13 protein-coding genes are annotated in these 20595 nt (G+C 73.3%); 4 read left to right on the plus strand and 9 right to left on the minus strand.

The features are described from left to right. Positions 1–615 (minus strand): TetR/AcrR family transcriptional regulator, encoded by a 615-nt coding sequence (locus IEZ10_RS32150; RefSeq protein ID WP_189250278.1) that lies wholly within the window; start codon positions 613–615, stop codon positions 1–3. 103 nt (positions 616–718) lie between these two features. Here IEZ10_RS32150 and IEZ10_RS32155 point away from each other — a divergent pair, with 103 nt between their 5' ends. Next, positions 719–1675: an oxidoreductase gene (locus IEZ10_RS32155; protein ID WP_189250298.1), complete on the plus strand. Its 957-nt coding sequence runs from the start codon at positions 719–721 to the stop codon at positions 1673–1675. A gap of 293 nt (positions 1676–1968) precedes the next feature. Here the strand turns inward: IEZ10_RS32155 and hypF are convergent, their stop codons facing one another. Continuing rightward, the gene (gene hypF, locus IEZ10_RS32160) at positions 1969–4377 is read right to left on the minus strand and encodes a carbamoyltransferase HypF (protein WP_189250279.1); all 2409 of its coding nucleotides are present in this window, start codon (positions 4375–4377) and stop codon (positions 1969–1971) included. Between the two features lie 273 nt (positions 4378–4650). Between hypF and IEZ10_RS32165 the strand changes: the two genes are divergently transcribed. Continuing rightward, a complete protein-coding gene (locus IEZ10_RS32165; RefSeq protein WP_189250280.1) occupies positions 4651–5049 on the plus strand; it encodes a PPOX class F420-dependent oxidoreductase in 399 nt (132 codons plus the stop codon). A gap of 67 nt (positions 5050–5116) precedes the next feature. Here IEZ10_RS32165 and IEZ10_RS32170 read toward each other — a convergent pair whose 3' ends face one another. Next, positions 5117–6079, minus strand: a complete 963-nt coding sequence (locus IEZ10_RS32170; RefSeq protein ID WP_189250281.1) for a helix-turn-helix transcriptional regulator — start codon at positions 6077–6079, stop codon at positions 5117–5119. A 40-nt stretch (positions 6080–6119) separates the two neighbouring features. Continuing rightward, positions 6120–6473, minus strand: coding sequence for a VOC family protein (locus IEZ10_RS32175; protein ID WP_229811863.1), 354 nt, complete (start codon positions 6471–6473; stop codon positions 6120–6122). Positions 6474–6570: 97 nt separating this feature from the next. Between IEZ10_RS32175 and IEZ10_RS32180 the strand changes: the two genes are divergently transcribed. Further along, positions 6571–6984, plus strand: coding sequence for a pyridoxamine 5'-phosphate oxidase family protein (locus IEZ10_RS32180; protein WP_189250283.1), 414 nt, complete (start codon positions 6571–6573; stop codon positions 6982–6984). 190 nt (positions 6985–7174) lie between these two features. On the opposite strand, the gene IEZ10_RS32185 is transcribed toward IEZ10_RS32180, so the two are convergent. The 4 genes from IEZ10_RS32185 to IEZ10_RS32200 form a co-directional block, all read right to left on the minus strand. Continuing rightward, a complete protein-coding gene (locus IEZ10_RS32185) occupies positions 7175–8263 on the minus strand; it encodes a TauD/TfdA family dioxygenase (RefSeq protein ID WP_189250284.1) in 1089 nt (362 codons plus the stop codon). Then, on the minus strand, positions 8260–13686 hold the full coding sequence (locus IEZ10_RS32190) for a non-ribosomal peptide synthetase/MFS transporter (protein WP_189250285.1): 5427 nt from the start codon (positions 13684–13686) through the stop codon (positions 8260–8262). The genes IEZ10_RS32185 and IEZ10_RS32190 overlap by 4 nt, the downstream gene beginning before the upstream one ends. Before the next feature lie 32 nt (positions 13687–13718). After that, positions 13719–18695, minus strand: a complete 4977-nt coding sequence (locus IEZ10_RS32195) for a non-ribosomal peptide synthetase (protein WP_189250286.1) — start codon at positions 18693–18695, stop codon at positions 13719–13721. 212 nt (positions 18696–18907) lie between these two features. Beyond that, positions 18908–19108: an MbtH family protein gene (locus IEZ10_RS32200; RefSeq protein ID WP_189250287.1), complete on the minus strand. Its 201-nt coding sequence runs from the start codon at positions 19106–19108 to the stop codon at positions 18908–18910. Between the two features lie 272 nt (positions 19109–19380). Here IEZ10_RS32200 and IEZ10_RS32205 point away from each other — a divergent pair, with 272 nt between their 5' ends. After that, a complete protein-coding gene (locus tag IEZ10_RS32205; RefSeq protein WP_229811864.1) occupies positions 19381–19896 on the plus strand; it encodes a YbhB/YbcL family Raf kinase inhibitor-like protein in 516 nt (171 codons plus the stop codon). A gap of 250 nt (positions 19897–20146) precedes the next feature. On the opposite strand, the gene IEZ10_RS38525 is transcribed toward IEZ10_RS32205, so the two are convergent. Then, a partial coding sequence (locus tag IEZ10_RS38525) for a phosphopantetheine-binding protein (protein ID WP_229811865.1) occupies positions 20147–20595 on the minus strand: 449 nt, incomplete at its 5' end.

Below are 20595 nucleotides of genomic sequence, written 5' to 3' on the forward strand. Positions count from 1 at the left end.
CTAGCGGCCGCGCTCTGTTCGCAGGGCGCCGCCGCGCGCGGCGGTCAGCGCGACGTGCACCGCCTGGTCGGCGGTCGTCTCGTCGACCGGATCGGCGGTGATGAGCAGGCGCAGGTAGATCGGCGCGGCCAAGGTCTTCAACAGCTCGGCGGGATCGGTGTCTCCGGGAAGCTCACCGCGCTGGATGGCGCGTGTGACCACGGGTTCGGCTCTGGCGAGGCGGTCGGCGAAAACATGGCGCCGTGCCGCGGCGATCTCCGGGAGATGGGCCGCTCCGGTGAACATCGCGGCGAGGATGGCCTGCCCGGTCGGGCTGGTGAACGTCTGGACGATCGAGCGCGCCAGCGCTCGCAGGTCGGTCTCGATCGCTCCGGTGTCGGGAACGGGAATGTCCATCGCCATGTGCTCGGCCAGGGCATCGGTGAGCAGGCTCTCGCGATCCTTCCAGCGCCGGTAGACCGTCGTCTTGTGGACCCCGGCGCGTTGCGCGACGTTCTCGACGCTCAACGCTGCATAGCCCTTGTCCACGAGTTCGGCGAGCGTGGCGGCGTGGACGGCGGCGCGTACTTTGGCGCCGCGGCCGATCGGCCGGGCAGAGGGTTGACCAGACTGCATTGCAACTCCAAGTTGCGATATCCGCGGGGCGGGTGGCACGATGAATGTATCGCAACTCGGAGTTGCGATACATTCGTCCGCGTCCCCCTTGAGGTGGCACATGATGCGCAACTCTCGCCCCTGGACCTTCCAGGCCATCCCCGACCAGACAGGACGGGTCGCGGTGGTGACCGGAGCCAACAGCGGCATCGGCTACGTCACCGCCCGTGAGCTGGCCCGCCATGGCGCGCATGTCGTGCTGGCCTGTCGTGACCCCGGACGCGGCCAGGCCGCCCTCGCCCGCATGCGGGACGAACTGTCCGGCGCTCACCTGGAACTGCGGCGTCTGGACCTGGGCAGTCTGGCCTCCATCCGGGACTTCGCCGCCGGCTGGGACTACGGCCGGCTCGATCTGCTGGTCAACAACGCCGGGGTGGCGATGGTGCCCTACGCCCGGACCACCGACGGGTTCGAATCGCAGTTCGGCATCAACCACCTGGGCACCTTCGCCCTGACCGGCCTGCTCCTGCCGCACCTGCTCGCCGCGCCCGATCCACGGGTGGTCACCGTCAGCAGCGAAGGTCAGCGCTTCGCCCGCTTCGACCTGGAGAACCTCAACGCCGAACGCCGCTACCGCACGGCGTTCGCCTACGTGCAGTCCAAGCGGGCCAACCTCTACTTCGCGATGGAACTGCAGCGCCGGGCCGACGCCGCCGGGCACAAGCTCCGCAGCATGGCCGTCGCACCTGGACTCACCCGCACGAACGTGCTCACCGGCGGTGCCAACAGCGGCAGGGGACGGCTGTATGCGACCCTCACGCGCCTGATGGTGCGCGTGGCCTTCCGTCCCACCCCGGAAGGGGCGAAGACCTCCCTGTACGCGGCGACCGTGCCGGACCTGCCCGGCGGCGGCTACATCGTTCCCAACGGCGTACTGCAACTGCGCGGCGAGCCCACTCGTCGAACTCGCGAGCACGCCATCCGCGACACCGCCACAGCCGCTCGCCTCTGGCGGATGTCCGAACGGCTCACCGGCGTCACCTACGCCCTGTCCGCCGCCAGGGCGACACCCCTGCCATAGCGTTCATCGGGGTACGACGCCGCCCCCTCCACAGGATGTCCTCCTCCCGGTCCGGCTCATCGGGGTTGCGGAGCGGGCGGACACCGGAAGCGGCCGTACGCGGCCGCCTCACCATCACTCAAGAACTCACCCGGCATAGACGCCGAAGGTAGGGCAGGCCCGGCAAGCAGGACGAGCGGAAGGTCAAATGGTTGGCTGTGGCCACCCGCTGACGGGACTTTTCGTTCGGATGCTCGTCATGTCCCGCCGCCTCGCCGTACCGTCGCGTGCCGTACGGCGGGCCGGGCGGGCGGTCAGCCGAGCCGGTCGCGGGCGGCGGCCACCGCCGCCTGGCCGAGGCTGATCCCGCCGTCGCCGGGCGGCACCCGCCGGTGCGTCAGGACGGCGAAGCCGCGCTCCTCCAGCAGGGCGACCGTCCGCTCCAGCAGCAGGACGTTCTGGAAGACGCCCCCCGACAGCGCCACCGTGCCCAGGCCCCGCGCCTCCCGCAGGCGCTCGCAGCCCGCCGCGACCGCCGCGGCCAGCCCGTTGTGGAACCGGGCGGCCACCGTCCCCGGCGCCGCGCCCGCCCGCAGGTCCTCGGCCGCGGCCCGGACCAGCTCGGCCCCCGGTACGGTGAACGGCACCCCGCCGGCCAGGCGGCAGCCGTACCCGTCCATCTCGTCCTCGTCGGCCAGCCGTTCCAGCCCCGCCGCGGCCTGCCCCTCGTAGGTGATCACGTCGCGGACGCCGGCGAGCGCCGCGACCGCGTCGAACAGCCGGCCCGCGCTGGAGGTGAGCGGGGCGTTCACGCCGCGCCGGGCCAGCGCGACCACCGCCTCCCAGCGCCCGGTGTTGCGCCGCACCACCGCCAGGTCGCCGGGGACGTCCCCGGCGTAGGCGGCGTCGAGATGGGCGGCGGCCATCCGCCACGGCTGCCGGACCGCCGCCGCGCCCCCCGGCATCGGCACGGCGGCCAGGTGCCCGGCCCGCTCGAACCCGGCCAGGCCGGCGACGAGGAACTCCCCGCCCCACAGCGTCCCGTCGGCGCCGTAGCCGAGGCCGTCGAAGGCCACCCCGATGACGGGTCCGGCCACCCCGTTGTCGGCCAGGCAGGACGCGACGTGCGCGTGGTGGTGCTGCACCCCCGTCCGGTCGACGCCCTCCAGGGCGAGCGCGTACTTGGTGGACAGGTACTCCGGGTGCAGGTCATGGGCGACGAGGCGCGGCGTGATGCCGAGCAGCCGCCGCAGGTGCGCGACCCCCTCGGTGAAGGACCGGAACGTCTCGTGGTTCTCCAGGTCGCCGACGTGCGGGGAGACGAACGCCTGCCCGCCCCTGGCCAGGCAGAAGGTGTGCTTCAGCTCCGCGCCGCAGGCCAGCACGGGCCGGGGAGCCGGACGGGGGAGCGGCAGCGGGCGCGGCGCGTACCCCCGGGAACGCCGGATCGGCAGCGGCCCGCCGCGGAGGACACGGACCACCGAGTCGTCGGCGCGCGCCCGGATCGGCCGGTCATGGGCCAGGAAGGCGTCCGCGACCCCGCCCAGCCGCGCCACGGCCTCGCCGTCGTCGCGGGCGATCGGCTCGTCACCGAGGTTGCCGCTGGTCAGCACGATCGGCTCGCCGACCCGCCGCAGCAGCAGGTGGTGCAGGGGGGTGTAGGGCAGCATCACGCCCAGCCACCGGTCTCCCGGCGCCACCCGCGGCGCGAGCCGCGCACCGGGCCGCCGCCGCAGCAGCACGATCGGGCGCGCGGCGCCGGTGAGCAGCCGTTCGGCGGCCTCGTCCACCTCGCACAGCCGCCGCGCCGCCTCCGGGTCCGCCGCCATGACGGCGAACGGCTTGTCCTCGCGGCGCTTACGGGCCCGCAGCGCCGCCACCGCCGGCCCGCACGCGGCCACCGCGGCCAGGTGGTAGCCGCCCAGGCCCTTGACCGCGACCACCGCCCCGGCCCGGAGCAGCGCGGCGGCCGCGTCCAGGACGGCCCCGTCCGAGGTCGCCCGGCCTGGGAAAGACCGGCCCGGGACGGCTCCGCCGGGGGCGGTGGTGGACGGCGGGGGAGGGGAGCAGTCCCGCCCGGGAGGTCCGGGGAGGCCGGCCGGGGGAGGGGCGGGCTCGCGGCCGTCCGGGCCGAGCAGCCGCAGCCGGGGCCCGCACGCCGGGCAGCACACCGGCTGGGCGTGGAAGCGCCGGTCGGCCGGGTCGCGGTACTCCCGCTCGCAGTCGCCGCACATGGCGAACCCCGCCATCGTGGTGTTCGGCCTGTCGTACGGCAGGTCCGTGACGATGGTGAACCGGGGCCCGCAGTTCGTGCAGTTGACGAACGGGTAGCCGTACCGCCGGTCGGCCGGGTCGTCCATCTCGCGCAGGCAGTCGGCGCAGGTCGCCGCGTCCGGGGCGACGAGCGCCCGGCGCCGCCCGCCCGGAGGGCTGGGCACGACGGCGAACCCGGACCGGCCGGTGACCGGGACGGGCACGGCCGCGACGCGCTCCACCGCCGCCAGCGGCGGCGCGCCGTCCCGCAGCGCCGCGGTGAACTCCCCGACCAGCGCCGACGCCCCCTCGACCTCGATGAACACCCCGCGTTCGTCGTTGCCGACCAGCCCGTCCAGGCCGAGCCGGGTGGCCAGGCCGTACACGAAGGGCCGGAAACCCACCCCCTGTACGGTGCCCTCCACCCGGATCGCCGCCCGGACCCGCTCGCCCGCCCGCCCGCCGTCCATCGCCCTCCAGCACCCCGCGGCGCGTCCGCCGCCTCCGGCGCCCGCCGTACCCGTCATCCCGCGGAGCACGGCCCCGCCGCATGATCGATTCCCGCGTCCGGGACGGCGGCCCCGCCGGACCGGAAGTCTTTCCCCGATCTTGCCCGTCCCCGATCCGGTCCTTGTCTTACTTCGTAAAGGGCGACGGCCGGAAAATGAACCGGGAAGAGGGAACAGACCGGGGGAAGATGATGTTCGAGGGCGAGAAGAAGGCGATCGAGACAGGAGTTGGCGATGGGAAAGCTGAATGAGGACGCCAAGGAGTTGCTCCGGCGGCCGATCCACGGGTGGGCCACCACGGTCCGGTCCGACGGCTCGCTGCACAACACCGTCGTCTGGGTCGACGTCGACGGCGACGACGTGGTCTTCAACACGGCCCTGGGCCGGGTCAAGGACCGCAACCTGCGCGCCGACCCCCGGGTGTCGGTGAGCGTGCTGGACCCCGAGAACGCCTTCCACCTGGTCAGCGTGTCCGGCACCGCGAGGCTGGAGGAGGAGGGCGCCGACGAGGTCATCGATCGCCTGGCGAAGAAGTACCTCGGTGTGGACACCTACCCCTACCGGCAGCCGGGTGAGGAGCGCGTCACGGTGCGGGTGACGCCCGAGCAGGTGGTCTACAGCCCCGGCCGCTGACCGGCGGGGCGCCGGTCGGCGCGCCTTCCCGCCCCAGGGCCCGGTGCGCCCGCAGCCGTCGCAGGGGTCAGCGCTCGCCGGGGTCGCTCCCGCCGTGGCGGCCGACGAGTTCGGCGCCGATGCGGGCGAGCTCGTCGCGGACCGAGCGTGGTTCGACGACCTCGACCAGCGCGCCCCAGCCGGCGAGGTCGCGGGCGATGTCCAGCGGGGTCGGGGCGGCGAGGCGGACCCGGACGCGTCCCCGGTCGGGTTCGCCGTCGATGTGGCAGTGCCGTCCGAACCGGTGGCACAGGATCGGCGCGAACCGCTCCTCGACGAGCACGGTCGCCCAGGTGCGGGAGCGGCGCCGCTCGACCTCGTCGACGACCTCCTGCCAGGCGGTGGCGAGGACGAAGTCGTCCGGGCGTTCGACGGGCTCGCCGGTCTCCTCCACACGGGCGACCCGGTCGACGCGGAAGGTGCGCCGCCCCCGGTCGGTCCCGGCGAGGAGATACCAGACGTCGTCCTTGTCGATCAGTCCCCACGGGTCGGCCAGCCGTTCCGTCCGCTCCCCGGCGTGACCGACATAGGTGAGGCGGACCCTGTGCCTCCGGATCACGGCGCTCTGCAGCAGATCGACCATCGGGGGCCGGGGCCTGTCCTGTTCGCCCCACCGGACGGGGTCGGTGACCGTGGCCTCGGCGGCGGCCTCGGCCTCGGCGCGGAAGGTCCCGGGCAGGGCCCGCACGAGCTTGCGGAGCGCCGCCCTGGCCTCGGCGGAGACGGACGCGGCGGGGCCGACGAGCAGGAAGAGCGCCCGCGCCTCGGGCGCCGTCAGGCCGCTGAGATCGGTACGGGCGCCGCCGACCAGGGACCAGCCGCCGCCGCGGCCGGGCTGGGGGTAGACGGGGACACCCGCGGCCGACAGCGCCTCAAGGTCACGGCGGGCGGTGGCGACGGACACCTCCAGCTCGGTGGCCAGCTCGGCGGCGGTCACCCGGCCGCGGGCCTGCATCAGCAACAGGACGGCCACAAGGCGATCGGCGCGCATGGTCCGGATTCTTCCGCAAAGCAGGCGGAGCGGTCAGCGCTCATGGTCCGGCCTCGGCCGTGAGGCAGAACTCGTTGCCCTCGGGGTCGTGCATGACCTGGAAGGCGCCGACCGCGTCGCGCTGCGGCGCGCCCGACCGCCGTCCGCCCAGCGCGACGGCCGCGTCGGCCGCGGCGGTGAGATCCTCCACCTCGAGGTCGAGGTGGAGGCGGTTCTTGCCGGAACGCGGCTCCGGGACTCGCTGGAAGGCCAGGCGCAGCCCTTCCGGCGGGTCGATGTGGGACCAGCCGGGGTCGCGGTCCACGGGCGCGGCGCCCATGAGCGCCCCCCAGAACGCGGCGAGCCGCGCCGGGTCCGCGCAGTCGACGACGAGCTGGCTCTGACGGATGATCACCCCCCGATCGTACGGCCCGGTTCGCGTCGTATGGGAGGATTCCGGCTCGGTGGTGGGACGGGGCATCCGGTCGCGGAAGGGAATCGAAGGAAGAGATATGGACATCGGAAAGGACCGCGTGCTGAAGGGGCAGGGGGAGGAGTTCCGCGAGTTCTGGCGGGAGCGCCACCTGTGCACGCTGACCACGATCCGGGCCGACGGCACGCCGCACGTCGTCCCGGTCGGGGTGACGCTGGACGTCGACTCCGGGATCGCCCGGGTGATCACCTCGGGCACGTCGAGGAAGGCCCGCAACCTGCCGGAGGTCGGTGAGGAGGGGGCGCCGGTGGCGGTCTGCCAGGTGGACGGGCGCCGCTGGTCCACCCTGGAGGGGCGGGCGGTGGTCCGCCGCGACCGCGAGGCGGTCGAGGACGCCGAGCGCCGGTATGAGATGCGCTACCGGATGCCGCGGGAGAACCCGGCCCGGGTGGTGATCGAGATCAGCGTCACCCGGGTGCTGGGCAACGTCTGACGCCGCCGGTCACGCGGCCGGTGGGAGGGGCCGGCGGTCCGGGGAGGTGTCCGGGTCGCCGGGACGGGCGCCGGCGGAGGACCCGGGAGAACCGGACCGGCCGGTCCCCGCGCCGCGGAGGGCGGCGCGGGGACCGGCCGGTGGAGACGGTCGCGGGCGGTCACCGGATCGCCGGTGACCGCCCGGCGGGTCAGGAGCGGCGGCCGAACCAGCGGCGCTTGGCGGGCTTGGCGTCCTGCGGGGCCGCGGCCGGGGCGGCGGCCGCCGCGGCGAGCGGCTCGGCGAAGCCGGCCAGCGGCTGGACGGTGGGGGAGCAGTCCGCCAGCGCGATCGGGTCGCCCATGGCGACCACGATCTTCCGCTGGCCCTTGAACGCCTCACGGGCGTGCGCGGCCAGGATGTTGTCGACGATCAGGATGTCGCCCACCCGCCAGGTCTCCCTGGTCGTGGCCCGGCGGTAGGCTTCGTCGATCGTCTCGATGTCCTCCTTGGAGATCGGCTGGCCGTCGCCGTAGGCGGTGTTGAAGGGCAGGTTCTCGTGGCCCAGGTCGTCGATGAACACCTCGCGGACGTCCGGGTCGAGCGCCCACTCGTTCCAGAAGACCGTGTGGTTGAACCAGACCTCCTCACCGGTTCCGGGGTGGCGGATGGTGGCCGAGCGGCGCTGCCTCGTGCGGAGCTGGTCGTCGCCGACCCACTCGTGGGCGATGTGGTTCTCCGCGCAGTAGGCGGCCACCTCGTCCCTGTCCTCGGTGGCGAAGGCGGTGCGCCAGCCCAGGCTGATGTGCTCGCCGTAGTTGCGCACCAGCGACCAGCCGTGCTCGCGGAAGCGGTCGGCGAGCGGCGCGGGGATGTCCCGCAGGACCTTGCGCACGTCGGTGGTCGGCGTCGCGCCGCCCTCGTCGGGGGCGACGAGGCAGCCGAACATCAGGATCCCGGGGAAGTTGAGCGCGTAGCTGTTCTCGTTGTGCGGGCGGATCGCGTGTGACGGCGGCAGGTCGGTGGAGGAGTAGACGTCCTTGCCGAAGTGGCTGCGCGGGGTGGCCTTCTCGACGTACCCGGCGAGCTTGGAGACCAGCGCGTCCCGGACCTCGGCGAAGTCCTCGATGGTCTTGACCGGCAGCCCGCGCAGGTAGACGGAGCCGTGCTCGTCCAGCCCCGCGCGGATGGCCTCGCGGCTCTCCCGCAGCCACTCGCAGGTCTCGCCCAGGTCCGCGCCCTGGGCGTCGGCCGCGGCGGGCCTTTTGTCCCTGACCTCCCAGTCGATGGTGGTGTTCATGCGGCGTGGGTCCTTTCCAGCTCTTCGATGCCGATGAGGTCGTCGGGCTTGGCGTCGGGCACCTCGTCGTCGAAGCGTGCCAGCGTCCTGACACGCATCCCGGCGAGGGTCAGCAGGCCCAGGGCGAGCCCGCAGATCAGGTAGAACAGCCCCAGCCCGCGTCCCGGGCCGGTGCCGATGAGCGCGCCGACGGTTCCGGCGAGCGGGCCGCCGGCGGCCATCAGCGGGTCGAGCAGGGGAGCGGCGAGCGGCGCGACGACGCCGAAGCCGATGGGCACGGTCGCCGCGGCGATCATGGTGTTGACCGCGATGATCCGGCCCTGGAAGCGGTGCGGCACCTTCACCTGGATGATCGTGGCGATGATGCCGTTGATCAGCGACAGCGAGAAGGACATGCCGAACGCGCCGGCGCCGATCAGCCACAGGTTGGGCTGCAGGCCGGTGACCAGGCCCGCGAGCGCCATCAGCCCGGCCGAGGCGATCGCGCCGCGCAGCTTGCGGTGGGTCGGGCCGCCCCACAGGCTCATCACCAGGCCGCCCACGATCGCGCCGGCGCCGCCCGCGACCGCCACCGTGCCGGCGGCGGCCAGGGTGGAGAACGACAGCACCAGCGGCGAGACCATGACGAACATGGGCGCCAGGAACAGGTTCACCCCGGCGAAGAAGAACAGCATCGCGCGGAAACCGCGGTGTCCCAGCGAGTACCGGAAGCCGTTGACGATCTCCGCGGAGATCGGCTCGCGGCGGCGCAGACCCAGCGCGGTGGGGAACTTCACCAGCAGGACCACCAGGACGGCGAACGCGTAGGCGGCGACCTGGACGGTCAGGATGCCCTCCAGCCCGATCGCGGCGAGCATGCCGACCGCGATGAGCGGGGCCAGGAACTGCCCGCTGCCGATGGCGAGCTGCACGATGCCGTTGGCGTGGCCCAGGTAGCGCTTGGGCACCAGCTGCGGTATCGACGCCTGGTAGGCGAGCCGCTGGAACGTCACCGAGACGGAGACGATCGCTATCAGCCCGTACAGCGGGCCGACGGTGAGCCGGTCGGTCAGCAGCAGCGCGAGCATCACCGCCTGGGTGAGGCCCGACGCGGCGTCACCGGCGATCATCACGCGCCGCCGGTCGTAGCGGTCGACCACCGCGCCCGCCAGCGGCGCCACGATGATGCCCGGCACCAGGGCGAGCAGCGCGATGAGCCCGAAGTGGGCCATCGATCCGGTCTTCTGGAAGATCCAGATCGGCACCGCGAACTCGGTGAGCGCCGACCCGACCAGCGACACCAGCTGGCCCAGCGCGATGGGCAGGAAGCGGCGCATGCTCGGCTCACGCTCGGTGCGCGCGGCCTTCCGGTGCACGGTCTCCTGCAGCCACCAGGTGCCGCCCGCCTCGCGGGAGTGCTCCCGCCGCCAGGCGTCGTCGGCGCGGTGCGTCCCGGTGACGATCAGGGCCAGCTCGTCGGCGCGGTACTTGGGGAAGAAGTGCCCGGCCTCGTCGATGACGACCAGCGACGCCGTCTCCGACAGGAAGCACCACTCCTTGAAGCGCTCCTGGTAGAACTCGGTGCTGGGGTCGCGCTCGCCGACGACCGAGACGATCGGCGCCTTCAGCCGCGGCTGTTCGGTGGCGAACAGGTCGGTGAAGTACTCCTCGGCCATCCGGCCGTCCTGGCGCATCAGTTCGACGGTGAACGTCACCTGTTCCTCGTCGAGGCCGGTCATGTCGCCGCCGAGCGCGCGCAGCTCGGCCGCGATGCTGCGGGTGCCGTGCAGGCGGTCGTTGATCAGCGTGCTGAGCGGGCCGAGGAAGCGGCCCCTGGGCTTGGCGAACGGGAAGATGCCGCCCAGGTAGAGGGCGTCCAGCTCACGTCCGGACGCCTCGACCTGCTTGGACAGCTCGATGGCCAGGGCGCTGCCCGGCGCGCAGTGCCCGTAGATGACCAGCGGGCCCTGGATGTGTTCGGCGATCTCCTTGACGCACTGCGCGGCGACCTCCTGGAAGGGAAGCTGCGACTCCTCACCCGGCTCACGGCCGGGGGCGGCGACCGCGTAGAGGGAGTAGCCGGCGGGCATCGCGTCGGCGAGCGTCTGGTAGACGACCGCGTTGGCGCCGCCGTACGGCACGCAGATGACGGTGCCGCGGCGGTCCTTCGGGGCGATCGGGCGGGTCAGCTCGGCGAGCATCCGGCGCGGCCCGGCCGTCTCCCCGCGCCGCTCGACGATCAGCTTCGCGAGCTGGGCGACGGTCGGGTTCTTGAACATCTCCAGCACGCCGATCGGCGGCTTGCTGTCGGGGAACGCCTTGCGCATCCTCGCCACGACCTGGGTGGCCAGCAGCGAGTGGCCGCCGAGGTCGAAGAAGTCGTCGTTCGCGCCGACCTGTTCCAGGTCCAGCACGTTCGCCCAGATGGCGGCGACGGCCTCCTCGACGGGCCCCTCCGGGGCGGTGTAGCCGGCCCGCTGGTCGGCGCGCTCGGGCTCGGGGTCCGGCAGGGCCCGGCGGTCCACCTTGCCGTGCGCCTGCAGCGGGAACCGGTCGAGCCAGGCGAACCGGCCGGGGACCATGTACTCGGGCAACCGGTCCAGCAGGTGCGCCCGCAGCTCGGCCACCGGCGCCTCCGTGGCGTCCGGCTCCTTCTCCAGCCAGGCCACCAGGTGGTCGCCGCGCAGGTCCACCACGCCCTGGACGACGCCGGGCAGGGTGGCGAGCGCGGCCTCGATCTCGCCGAGCTCCACCCGGTAGCCGCGGATCTTCACCTGGTGGTCGGTGCGGCCGAGGAACTCCAGCCGCCCGTCGTCGAGCCGGCGCACCAGGTCGCCGGTGCGGTACATCCGCGCGCCGGGCTCGCCGTAGGGGTCGGCGACGAAGCGCTCGGCGGTCAGCCCGGGACGGCCGAGGTAGCCGCGCGCCAGGGTGTCGCCGCCGATGTACAGCTCACCGGCGACGCCCGGCGGGACCAGGCGCAGCGCCCGGTCCAGCACGTAGACGCGGGCGCCGGGCAGCGGGCGGCCGATGGGCCAGGCCGTGCCGGGCGCCGCCGCCTCGGGGTCCACCCGCTCGGTGGTCACCGCGACGACCGTCTCGGTGGGACCGTAGCTGTTGAAGATCGCGCAGCCGGTGCGGCCGGCGAGGTCGCGGACCCACGCGGTGGGCGACGCCTCACCCGCCAGGATGAGCGCGCGGCGCGGCAGCAGCCGCTCCGGCTCCACCTCGGCCCCCAGGGCGGCCAGGTGCGAGGGCGTCATCTTCAGGTAGTCCAGGTCCGCGATGGCCTCGGCCAGCTCGTGCCCGGAGCCGCGGCGCGGCAGCTGGTGCAGGGTGCCGCCGCCGGTGAGCGGCAGGTAGAACATCAGCATGCTGAAGTCGAAGGCGAGCGACTGCAGCAGGCCGAAGTGGGCGTCCGGCACGATGCCGTACTCGGCGCGGATGTACTCCAGGTAGGCCACGATGTGGCGGTGCTGGACGCCGACGCCCTTGGGGCGGCCGGTGGTGCCGGAGGTGTAGATCACGTAGGCGAGGTCGCCGGGGCCGGCCAGCGGCTCCAGCGGGCCGTCGTCCTCGTCGGAGGCGTCGCCGAGCCGGTCCAGCTCCACGACGGGACCGGTGAAGCCGGGCGCCCTGTCCCGCAGCGACGAGCTGGTGACCAGCAGGACCGCCGAGGAGTCGGAGAGCAGGAACTCCAGCCGGTCGGTCGGCTGCTCGGGGTCCAGCGGCAGGTAGGCGCCGCCCGCCTTGAGCACCGCGAGGATCGCCACGGCGGCGTCCACGTTGCCCTCCAGGCAGATCGCGACGCGGGCGTCGGGGCCGACGCCCATCCCGCGCAGCCGCCTGGCCAGCCGGTTCGCCCGGCCGTGCAGCTCGGCGAAGGTGAGCGACCGGTCTCCGGCCACCAGGGCGCGGACGTCCGGGGTCCGCTCCGCCTGGGCCTCGGCCATCTCGCCGAGCGTGCGGTACGACGGCTCCCAGGTTCGGGTGCCGGCCCACTCGCCGAGCAGCGCCTCACGCTCGGCGTCGCCGAGCAGCGACACCTCCGACAGGCGGCGCCCGTGGTCGGCGACGGCCTGCTCCAGGAAGCGCCGCATCGCGCGCTCGACGCGCTCGACGGACGCGGCCTCGAACAGGTCGGTGCGGTAGGTGAAGAACCCCTCCAGCCCCTCGTCGGCCTCGGTGACGTACAGCGCGAGGTCGAACTGGGTGATGGTGAGCGGGAACTCGAACGGCGCGATCTCCAGCCCGGTGACGCCGCGGGCCGGCTCCGCCCGGTTGTTCAGCGCGAAGGTCACCTGGAAGATCGCCGACCGGCTGGGGTCGCGCTCCACCCGCAGGTCGTTGACCAGCTGGTGGAAGGGGTAGTCCTGGTGGCCGAGCGCGCCCAGCACGGTCTCCCGGGTGCGCAGCAGGTGCTCGGCGACCGTCGGGTCGTCCCCGGTACGGCCGCGCAGCGTCACCATGTTGACGAAGGAGCCGACGACGCCCTCCAGCTCCCGGTAGGGCCGTCCGGCCACCGGCGAGCCGACGCCGAAGTCGTCCTGGCCGGCGAGCCGGGCGAGGACCGCCTGGTAGGCGGCGAGCAGCGTCATGTAGAGCGTGGCGCCGTGCGCCCTGCCGAGCTCCCGGACCGCCTCGGTCAGCTCCGCGTCCCAGGTGAAGGCGGACAGCGCGCCCTCGAAGCGCTGTTCGGCCGGGCGCGGGTGGTCGGTGGGCAGTTCCAGGTCGGGCATCCCGGTGAGCTGCTCGCGCCAGAACGCGACGTCGGGCTCGACCTCGGGCCCGCCCAGCCGCTCCCGCTCCCACACGGCGAAGTCGCCGAACTGCGCCTGCGGCTGCGGCAGCTCCACCGGGGTGCCGTCGCGCAGCCCGGCGTACAGGGCGAACAGCTCGTCGGCCATGATCTCCAGCGACCGGCCGTCGCTGACGACGTGGTGCACGGCGAGCAGCAGCACGTGGTCGTCCGGCGCGATGCGGACCAGCGTCGCCCGCAGCAGCGCGTCGGCGGCCAGGTCGAACGGCCGCCTGACCTCCTCACCGACGATCTCGGCCGCGCGGGCGGCGTCGTCCGCCGCCACGACCTTCAGCGTGGCGGGGCCGGGCTCGTCGATGACGACCCTGGGCCGCCCGTCCTGGCTGGGGAAGCGCATCCGCAGCGCCTCGTGCCGGGCGACCAGCGCGGTCAGCGCGGCCTCCAGCAGCGCGGTGTCCAGTTCACCGGTCAGCCGCAGCGTCAGCGGCATCGTGTACGCGGTGTTGCCCGGGGCGAGCTGCTCCATGAACCACAGGCGTTCCTGCCCGCTGGACGGCGGCGGCTCGGTCTCGGGGGACCGGGGCCGGACCGTGACGGTCGCCGCCCGTCCTCGTAATCGCTGCGCCAGCAGGGCGCGCTTGTCGGCCGAGAGCGTGACGGCGCGTTCCGACAGCTGGTCGGTCATCTACGGTTTCCTTCCTTGCGGGACAGCGGCGCTCAGGCGCCCTGTCCTTCGATATCGGCGATCAGCAGTGCCTCCACGGCGTCGGCCAGCTTCTCGACGGTGGGGTTGGCGAAGATCACGTTGATCGGGATCTCCAGGTCCACGGCGGCCCGGATCCTGGCGGCCACCCTGATGGCGAGCAGGGAGTTGCCGCCGAGGGCGAAGAAGTCGTCGTGGACGCCGACGCGGGTGGTGCCGAGGACGTCGGTCCAGACGTCGGCGACGAGGTGTTCGGCGTCGGTGCGGGGTGGGACGAAGGCGGTGGCGGTGGCGGTGGTGTCCTGCCATATGGGGGTGGGCAGGGCGCGGCGGTCGACCTTGCCGCTGTGGTTGAGCGGCAGGGTGTCCATGACGGTGAAGGCCGCCGGGACCATGTAGGCGGGCAGGTTGTCCTCGGCGAAGCGCCGCACCAGGTCGGCGAGCTTGCCCTCGCGGTCGGATCCCGCGGCGCGCGGGACGAGGTAGGCGGCCAGCCGCCGGTCACCGGGCTGGTCCTCGCGCACCACGGTCACCGCCTGCCTGAGCTCGGGATGCCGGCCCAGCACGGCGTTGATCTCCCCGAGTTCGATGCGGATGCCGCGGATCTTGACCTGGTCGTCGACGCGGCCGAGGTAGTCGAGGGTTCCGTCGGGCAGCCATCGGACGAGGTCGCCGGTGCGGTACATCCGTTCGCCGGGCCGGCCGTGGGGGCAGGCGACGAAGCGTTCGGCGGTGAGGTCGGGGCGGTGCAGGTAGCCGCGGGCGAGGTGGTCGCCGGTGAGGTAGAGCTCGCCGGGGACGCCGGGTGGTACGGGGGCCAGGTGGTCGTCCAGGACGTAGGCGCGGGTGTTGTCCAGGGGGCGGCCGATGGGGATGACGGGGCCGGGGGTGGTGATGGGGTGGGCGGTGGCGTAGACGGTGGTCTCGGTGGGGCCGTAGCCGTTGTGCACGGTGGTGGCGCCGGCGGTCAGGACGTGTTCGACGGCGGTGGGGGAGGCGGCTTCGCCGGCGATCCACAGTTCGGGGATGCGGGCGAGCAGGGCGGGGTGGTCGGGTGCCAGGACGTTGAACAGGCCGGTGGACAGGAAGATCGCGGTGACGTGTTCGGTGTCGAGGGCCCAGGTGAGGGTGGCGGCGTCGACGACGCCGGGGGGTGCCACGACGATGGTGCCGCCGTTCAGGAGGGGGACCCAGAGTTCGTACATGGACACGTCGAAGGAGGAGGCGGTGTGGAACAGGACCCGCCGGTGGGCGGGGCCGTGCCAGAGCCGGTCGGTGGCGAAGGAGCGGATGTTGCGGTGGGTGACGGCGACGCCCTTGGGGGTGCCGGTGGAGCCGGAGGTGAACATCGCGTAGACCAGCCGGTCCGCGGCGATCTCCAGCCCGAGGTTCTCCGGATCGCTCTCCTCGGTGGCCGTCATCGCCTGGACGCCCTCCACGGCCCGGGCATGCTCGGCCAGCTCGTGCTTGGCGTAGGCGGCGTCGGTCAGCACCACCCGCGCGCCGGTCCGCTCGACGATCCAGCGCATCCGGCTCACCGGCAGGCCGGGGTGCAGCGGCACGTAGGCGCCGCCGGCCTTGGTCACGGCCAGCAGCGCCACCACCACGTCGGCCGAGCGCTCCATGAGCACCGCGACCGGCGACTCCGGCCCGACGCCGGCGGCGGTCAGGCGGCGGGCCAGGGCGTTGGCCCGGCCGTTGAGCTCGGCCGCGGTCAGGCGGACCTCGCCGCAGACCACCGCCTCGGCGTGCGGATCGGCCGCCACCCGCGCCTCGAACAGCTCGGCCAGGTTGCCGGGCGGGGTGGGGGCGGCGGTGTCGTTCCACTCCCTGAGGAGGGTGCGGCGTTCGGCGGGGTCGAGGAGGTCCACCGCGCCGATCGGGGTGTCGGGGTCGGCGGCGACGGCCTCCAGCAGCCGCACCAGCCGCGCCGCGATCGTCTCGGCCGTTTCCCGGTCGAACAGGTCGGTGGCGTACTGCAGCACACCCTCCAGCCCGGCAGCGGTGCCGTCGGCGGAGTGGCCGTCGGTGAAACCGAACAGCAGGTCGCACTTGGCGCCGCCGAACCCGTACAGCGAGTACGCCGGGTCCAGCGCCATCGTCAGCCCCGCGACCCCGCTCTCGGCGGGGGAGGTGTTCACCAGGCCGAGCATCACCTGGAACAGCGGAGTACGGCCCGGCACCCGCGGCGGGTTGATCGCCTCGACCAGGTTCTCGAACGGCACGTCCTGGTTGGCGAAGGCGGCCAGGTCGGTCTCGCGGACCCGGGCCAGCAGCTCGCGGAAGGTGGGGTTCCCCGAGGTGTCGGTGCGCAGCACCAGCGTGTTGGCGAAGAAGCCGACCAGGTCGGTCAGCGCCTCGTCGGTGCGGCCGGCCACGGGGGCGCCGATCGGCACGTCGGCGCCGGCGCCCAGCCGGGTCAGCAGCGCCGCCAGCCCGGCCTGCAACGTCATGAACAGCGTCGCCTGATCGGCCTGGGCCACCGCCAGCAGCCGCCGGCGCAGGCCGGCCGGGAGCGAGAAGGACACCGACTCGCCCAGGTGCCCGGGCACCGTCGGCCGGGGCCGGTCGGCGGGCAGCGCGATCTCGTCCGGCAGCCCGGCCAGCGCGGCGCGCCAGTGGGCGGTCTGCTCGCCCATCAGGCTGCCGGGGTCGGCGGGGTCGCCGAGCAGCTCGCGCTGCCAGCGGGCGTAGTCGCTGTAGCGGACCGGCAGCGGCTGCCAGCCGGGTTCCTCGCCGCGCACCCGGGCGGCGTAGGCCGTCGCCAGATCACGCTCCAGCGGGCCGAGGGACCACCCGTCGATCGCGATGTGGTGGAACAGCAGGGCCAGTACGTGCTCGTCCCGCCCGTCGACCGGCGGCAGCGCGAACAGCTCCGCCCGCATCGGCGGCTCCGACGCCAGGTCGAACGGCCGCAGCGCCGTCCGCCGGATCGCGGTGTCCAGCTCCGAGCCGTCGATGATCCCGGTGACGGTCAGGTCCGGCACGCTCTCCAGCACCCGAGGCTCGGGACGGCCGTCCCGAGCGGGAAAGACGGTGCGCAGCGTCTCGTGGCGCAGGGCCACGTCGGCGACCGCGGCGCGCAGCGCCTCCCGGTCCAGCCGGCCCGACAGCCGCAGCACCAGCGGGATCGTGTAGAGGCTCGCGCTCTCGGCGAGCCGGTCGGAGATCCACAGACGCGACTGGGCGAACGACGGCTCCGGGCGTCCGGACTCCCCGCCTCGGGCCAGGACCGGCCTGGGCCGGCCGCCGTCCTCACCGCCGGCCCGCTCGATCCGGTCGGCGAGCGCGGCGACGGTCGGCGCCTCGAAGATCTCGCGGACCTGGAGTTCGGTGGAGAAGGCGGCGCGGATGGCGGTGACGGCGCGCATGGCGAGCAGGGAGTGGCCGCCGAGGGCGAAGAAGTCGTCGTCGACGCCGACGCCGGGTACGGCGAGGAGTTCGGCGAACAGCGCGCAGAGCCGTTCCTCGACGGGGGTGCGCGGGGCCGCGCCGGAGGTCGTGGTCTCCGGGGCGGGCAGGGCGCGGCGGTCGACCTTGCCGTTGTGGTTGAGCGGCAGCGCCGCCAGCACGACGAAGGCCGACGGCACCATGTAGGCGGGCAGCGTCTCCCCGGCCGCCCGCCGTACCCGGTCGGCGAGCTCATCGGCGTCCCCGCCCGGTCCGGCGTCCGCGGCACGCGGGACGAGGTAGGCGACCAATCGCTTGTCGCCGGGACGGTCCTCCCGGGCCAGGACGGCGACCTGGGCCACCTCGGGGTGCCGCGCGAGGGTCGCCTCGATCTCGCCCAGCTCGATGCGGAAGCCGCGGATCTTCACTTGGCCGTCGGCGCGCCCGACGAACTCGAGGTCGCCGCCGGGCAGGCGGCGCACCAGGTCCCCGGTGCGGTACATCCGCGTGCCCGGCTCTCCGTACGGGCAGGCGACGAAGCGTTCGGCGGTCAGGTCCGGCCGGCCCAGGTAGCCGCGCGCCAGCTGCTCCCCGGTGAGGTACAGCTCGCCCTCGTCGGCGGGCCGCAGGTTCTCGTCCAGGACATGGACGCCGACGGCGTCCAGCGGGCGGCCGATGGGGACGGCGCCCGACGGCGGCTTCTCCACCCGGTGGGAGACCGAGAACGTCGTGTTCTCGGTGGGTCCGTAGACGTTGTGCGCGGCGCCGCCGGCGAGGACGATCCGCTCCATCGCGGCGGGGTGGGCGGCCTCGCCCCCGGTCCACAGCGAGGGGATCCGCGCCAGCAGCTCCGGCGCCTCCTCGGCGAGCACGTTGAACAGGCCGGTCGTCAGGAACGCCGCGGTGACCCGCTCGCCGTCCAGTATCCGGGCCACCGTCGCGGCGTCGACGGCGCCGGGCGGCGCCATGACCACGGTGCCGCCGTTCAGCAGCGGCACCCACAGCTCGTAGGTGGAGGCGTCGAAGGCGAACGAGGAGTGCGACAGCACGCGGTCGTGCTCCCGCCAGCGGTGGTCGGCGGCGAGGGCGGCGATGTTGCGGTGGGTGACGCCCACGCCCTTGGGGACGCCGGTGGAGCCGGAGGTGAACATCACGTACGCCAGCCGGTCGGCGGCGATGTCCAGGCCCGGGTTCTTCGGGTCGGTGTCGTCGCCCACGACCAGGGAGGTGACGTTCCCGGCCGGCTCGTGGCCGGCGTGCGCCGCGTCGGTCAGCACGATCCGCGCGCCCGCCTGGTCAAGGATCGCCCGCATGCGGGCGACCGGATAGGCCGGGTGCAGCGGGACGTAGGCGCCGCCGGCCTTGACGACGGCCAGCAGCGCCACCGCCACGTCGGCCGAGCGCTCCATGAGCACCGCGACCGGCGACTCCGGCCCGACGCCGGCGGCGGTCAGGCGGCGGGCCAGGGCGTTGGCCCGGCCGTTGAGCTCGGCCGCGGTCAGGCGGACCTCGCCGCAGACCACCGCCTCGGCATGCGGAGCCGCCGCCACCCGCGCCTCGAACAGCACGGCAAGGTTCCGCCGCAAAGAAATCGGGTTCACGGAATCTCCAGGTTCAGGGCACGGGGCACAGGGGCCCCAGGGCACGATGAGGCGAAAAGCCGAACCGATGACACAGGCGCTGTTCAGCCACGGCTCAGCCGCGCGGAATATCCGCTTCCGAACGCGGCTCGCGGTGGTGGTCGCCCGGAGAGAAGGAACTCGGCACCCCAAAAAGGGCACTGATGCCCTTTTTGGGGGTTTTGGTGCCCTTTCTAGGACGCCTTCAGGCTGCGCGGCCGCATGTCGGCCCAGTTCGCGTTGATGAAGTCCAGGCAGCCCTGCCGGCTGTCCGTTTCGTGCGCGATGTCCCATCCGCCGGGAACTTCGGCGGAGGTCGGCCAGAGGGAGTACTGTCCCTCGCCGTTCACCAGGACGAGGTAACTGCCGTTCTCATCGTCGAACGGATTGCTCATGGAAACTCCGTGCTTTCGGAAACGGTCTCGTGGACGTCTTTGTCAACCGGAACGCAGGGTTACCGCATATCACCGGAAAGCGACCGATCCCACCGTCTAAGTCACTAACACCCCGAAGGGGGAGTATCCCCTATGTATGCGGAGTAATGTCAACCCTTGACTCCGAATGGGAAAGTGATGTCAACCCTTGACACTGCAGAGGAAAGTGACAAGTATCCCGTCAGCCAGGAGTACGGAGTGGAGACGGGGGAATGATGGCCGGTCGCGCGCCCATGCCATACGACTATCTGCGGCAGGTGCCGGCTTTCACGGTCGTCAGCGACGACCTGGTGCACGACGGGGTCCTGCCCGACGCGCACGTCTACGAAGCCGGCAACGTCTCCCCGCACCTGCGCTGGTCCGGCGCGCCGGCCGGGACGAAGAGCTACGCGGTCACCTGCTTCGACCCGGACGCCCCCACCGGCAGCGGCTGGTGGCACTGGGTGCTCGCCGACATCCCGGCCGACGTGACCGAGCTGCCGCGCGGCGCGGGCAGCGGCGACATGGAAGGGCTGCCCAAGGGCGCCCTGCACGGCCGCAACGACTACGGCACCTTCGACTTCGGCGGAGCCGCTCCGCCCCCCGGCCCGGCCCACCGCTACGTCTTCGCCGTGCACGCCCTCGGGGTGGAGAGCATCGAGGTCACCCCCGACCAGACGGCCGCCGTCTTCAGCGGCACGATCAACCACTACGCCCTGGCCCGCGCGGTGCTCATCGCGGAGTACGGCGTGCCGGACTCCGAGGCCTGACCGGCCGTTCGGCGCCTCGGGCCCCTCACCCGTCCCGGTTCACCGGCGGGTGAGGGGCCCGAACGCTTTTCCGGCACCCCCGTCTCCTCCGGACACCGCTCCTCTCCGGCCATCCGATGTCCTTCGGGCACCCGGTACGGCCCGCCCGGCCGCCGCGGCATACCGAATCGGCATGGCGCGGCGGCCGGGCGGCGGGTTCGGGATTCTGCCCCGTGGACCCTCGCCGTGGCGAGGATCCACGAAACAGGTCCTAGTGTCCTCCGGCCTCGATGTCGGCGATCAGCAGTGCCTCCACGGCGTCGGCCAGCTTCTCGACGGTGGGGTTGGCGAAGATCACGTTGATCGGGATCTCCAGATCCACCGCGGACCTGATGCGCGACCGGACCCTGATGGCGAGCAGGGAGTTGCCGCCGAGGGCGAAGAAGTCGTCGTGGACGCCGACGCGGGCGGTGCCCAGGACGTCGGTCCAGACGTCGGCGACGAGGTGTTCGGCGTCGGTGCGGGGCGGGACGAAGGCGGTGGCGGTGGTGTCCTGCCATATGGGGGCGGGCAGGGCGCGGCGGTCGACCTTGCCGCTGTGGTTGAGCGGCAGGGCGTCCATGACGGTGAAGGCCGCCGGGACCATGTAGGCGGGCAGGTTGTCCTCGGCGAAGCGCCGCACCAGGTCGGCGAGCTTGCCCTCGCGGTCGGATCCCGCGG

Origin of the sequence: Streptosporangium pseudovulgare (assembly GCF_014648055.1) — a bacterium.
Classification (GTDB): Bacteria; Actinomycetota; Actinomycetes; order Streptosporangiales; family Streptosporangiaceae; genus Streptosporangium; species Streptosporangium pseudovulgare.

Excerpts from the sequence above, each read along its gene's own strand:
- IEZ10_RS32150 (WP_189250278.1), bottom strand. The coding sequence starts at position 615 with ATGCAGTCTGGTCAACCCTCTGCCCGGCCGATCGGCCGCGGCGCCAAA.
- IEZ10_RS32155 (WP_189250298.1), top strand. The coding sequence starts at position 719 with ATGCGCAACTCTCGCCCCTGGACCTTCCAGGCCATCCCCGACCAGACA.
- hypF (WP_189250279.1), bottom strand. The coding sequence starts at position 4,377 with ATGGACGGCGGGCGGGCGGGCGAGCGGGTCCGGGCGGCGATCCGGGTG.
- IEZ10_RS32165 (WP_189250280.1), top strand. The coding sequence starts at position 4,651 with ATGGGAAAGCTGAATGAGGACGCCAAGGAGTTGCTCCGGCGGCCGATC.
- IEZ10_RS32170 (WP_189250281.1), bottom strand. The coding sequence starts at position 6,079 with ATGCGCGCCGATCGCCTTGTGGCCGTCCTGTTGCTGATGCAGGCCCGC.
- IEZ10_RS32180 (WP_189250283.1), top strand. The coding sequence starts at position 6,571 with ATGGACATCGGAAAGGACCGCGTGCTGAAGGGGCAGGGGGAGGAGTTC.
- IEZ10_RS32185 (WP_189250284.1), bottom strand. The coding sequence starts at position 8,263 with ATGAACACCACCATCGACTGGGAGGTCAGGGACAAAAGGCCCGCCGCG.
- IEZ10_RS32190 (WP_189250285.1), bottom strand. The coding sequence starts at position 13,686 with ATGACCGACCAGCTGTCGGAACGCGCCGTCACGCTCTCGGCCGACAAG.
- IEZ10_RS32200 (WP_189250287.1), bottom strand. The coding sequence starts at position 19,108 with ATGAGCAATCCGTTCGACGATGAGAACGGCAGTTACCTCGTCCTGGTG.
- IEZ10_RS32205 (WP_229811864.1), top strand. The coding sequence starts at position 19,381 with ATGCCATACGACTATCTGCGGCAGGTGCCGGCTTTCACGGTCGTCAGC.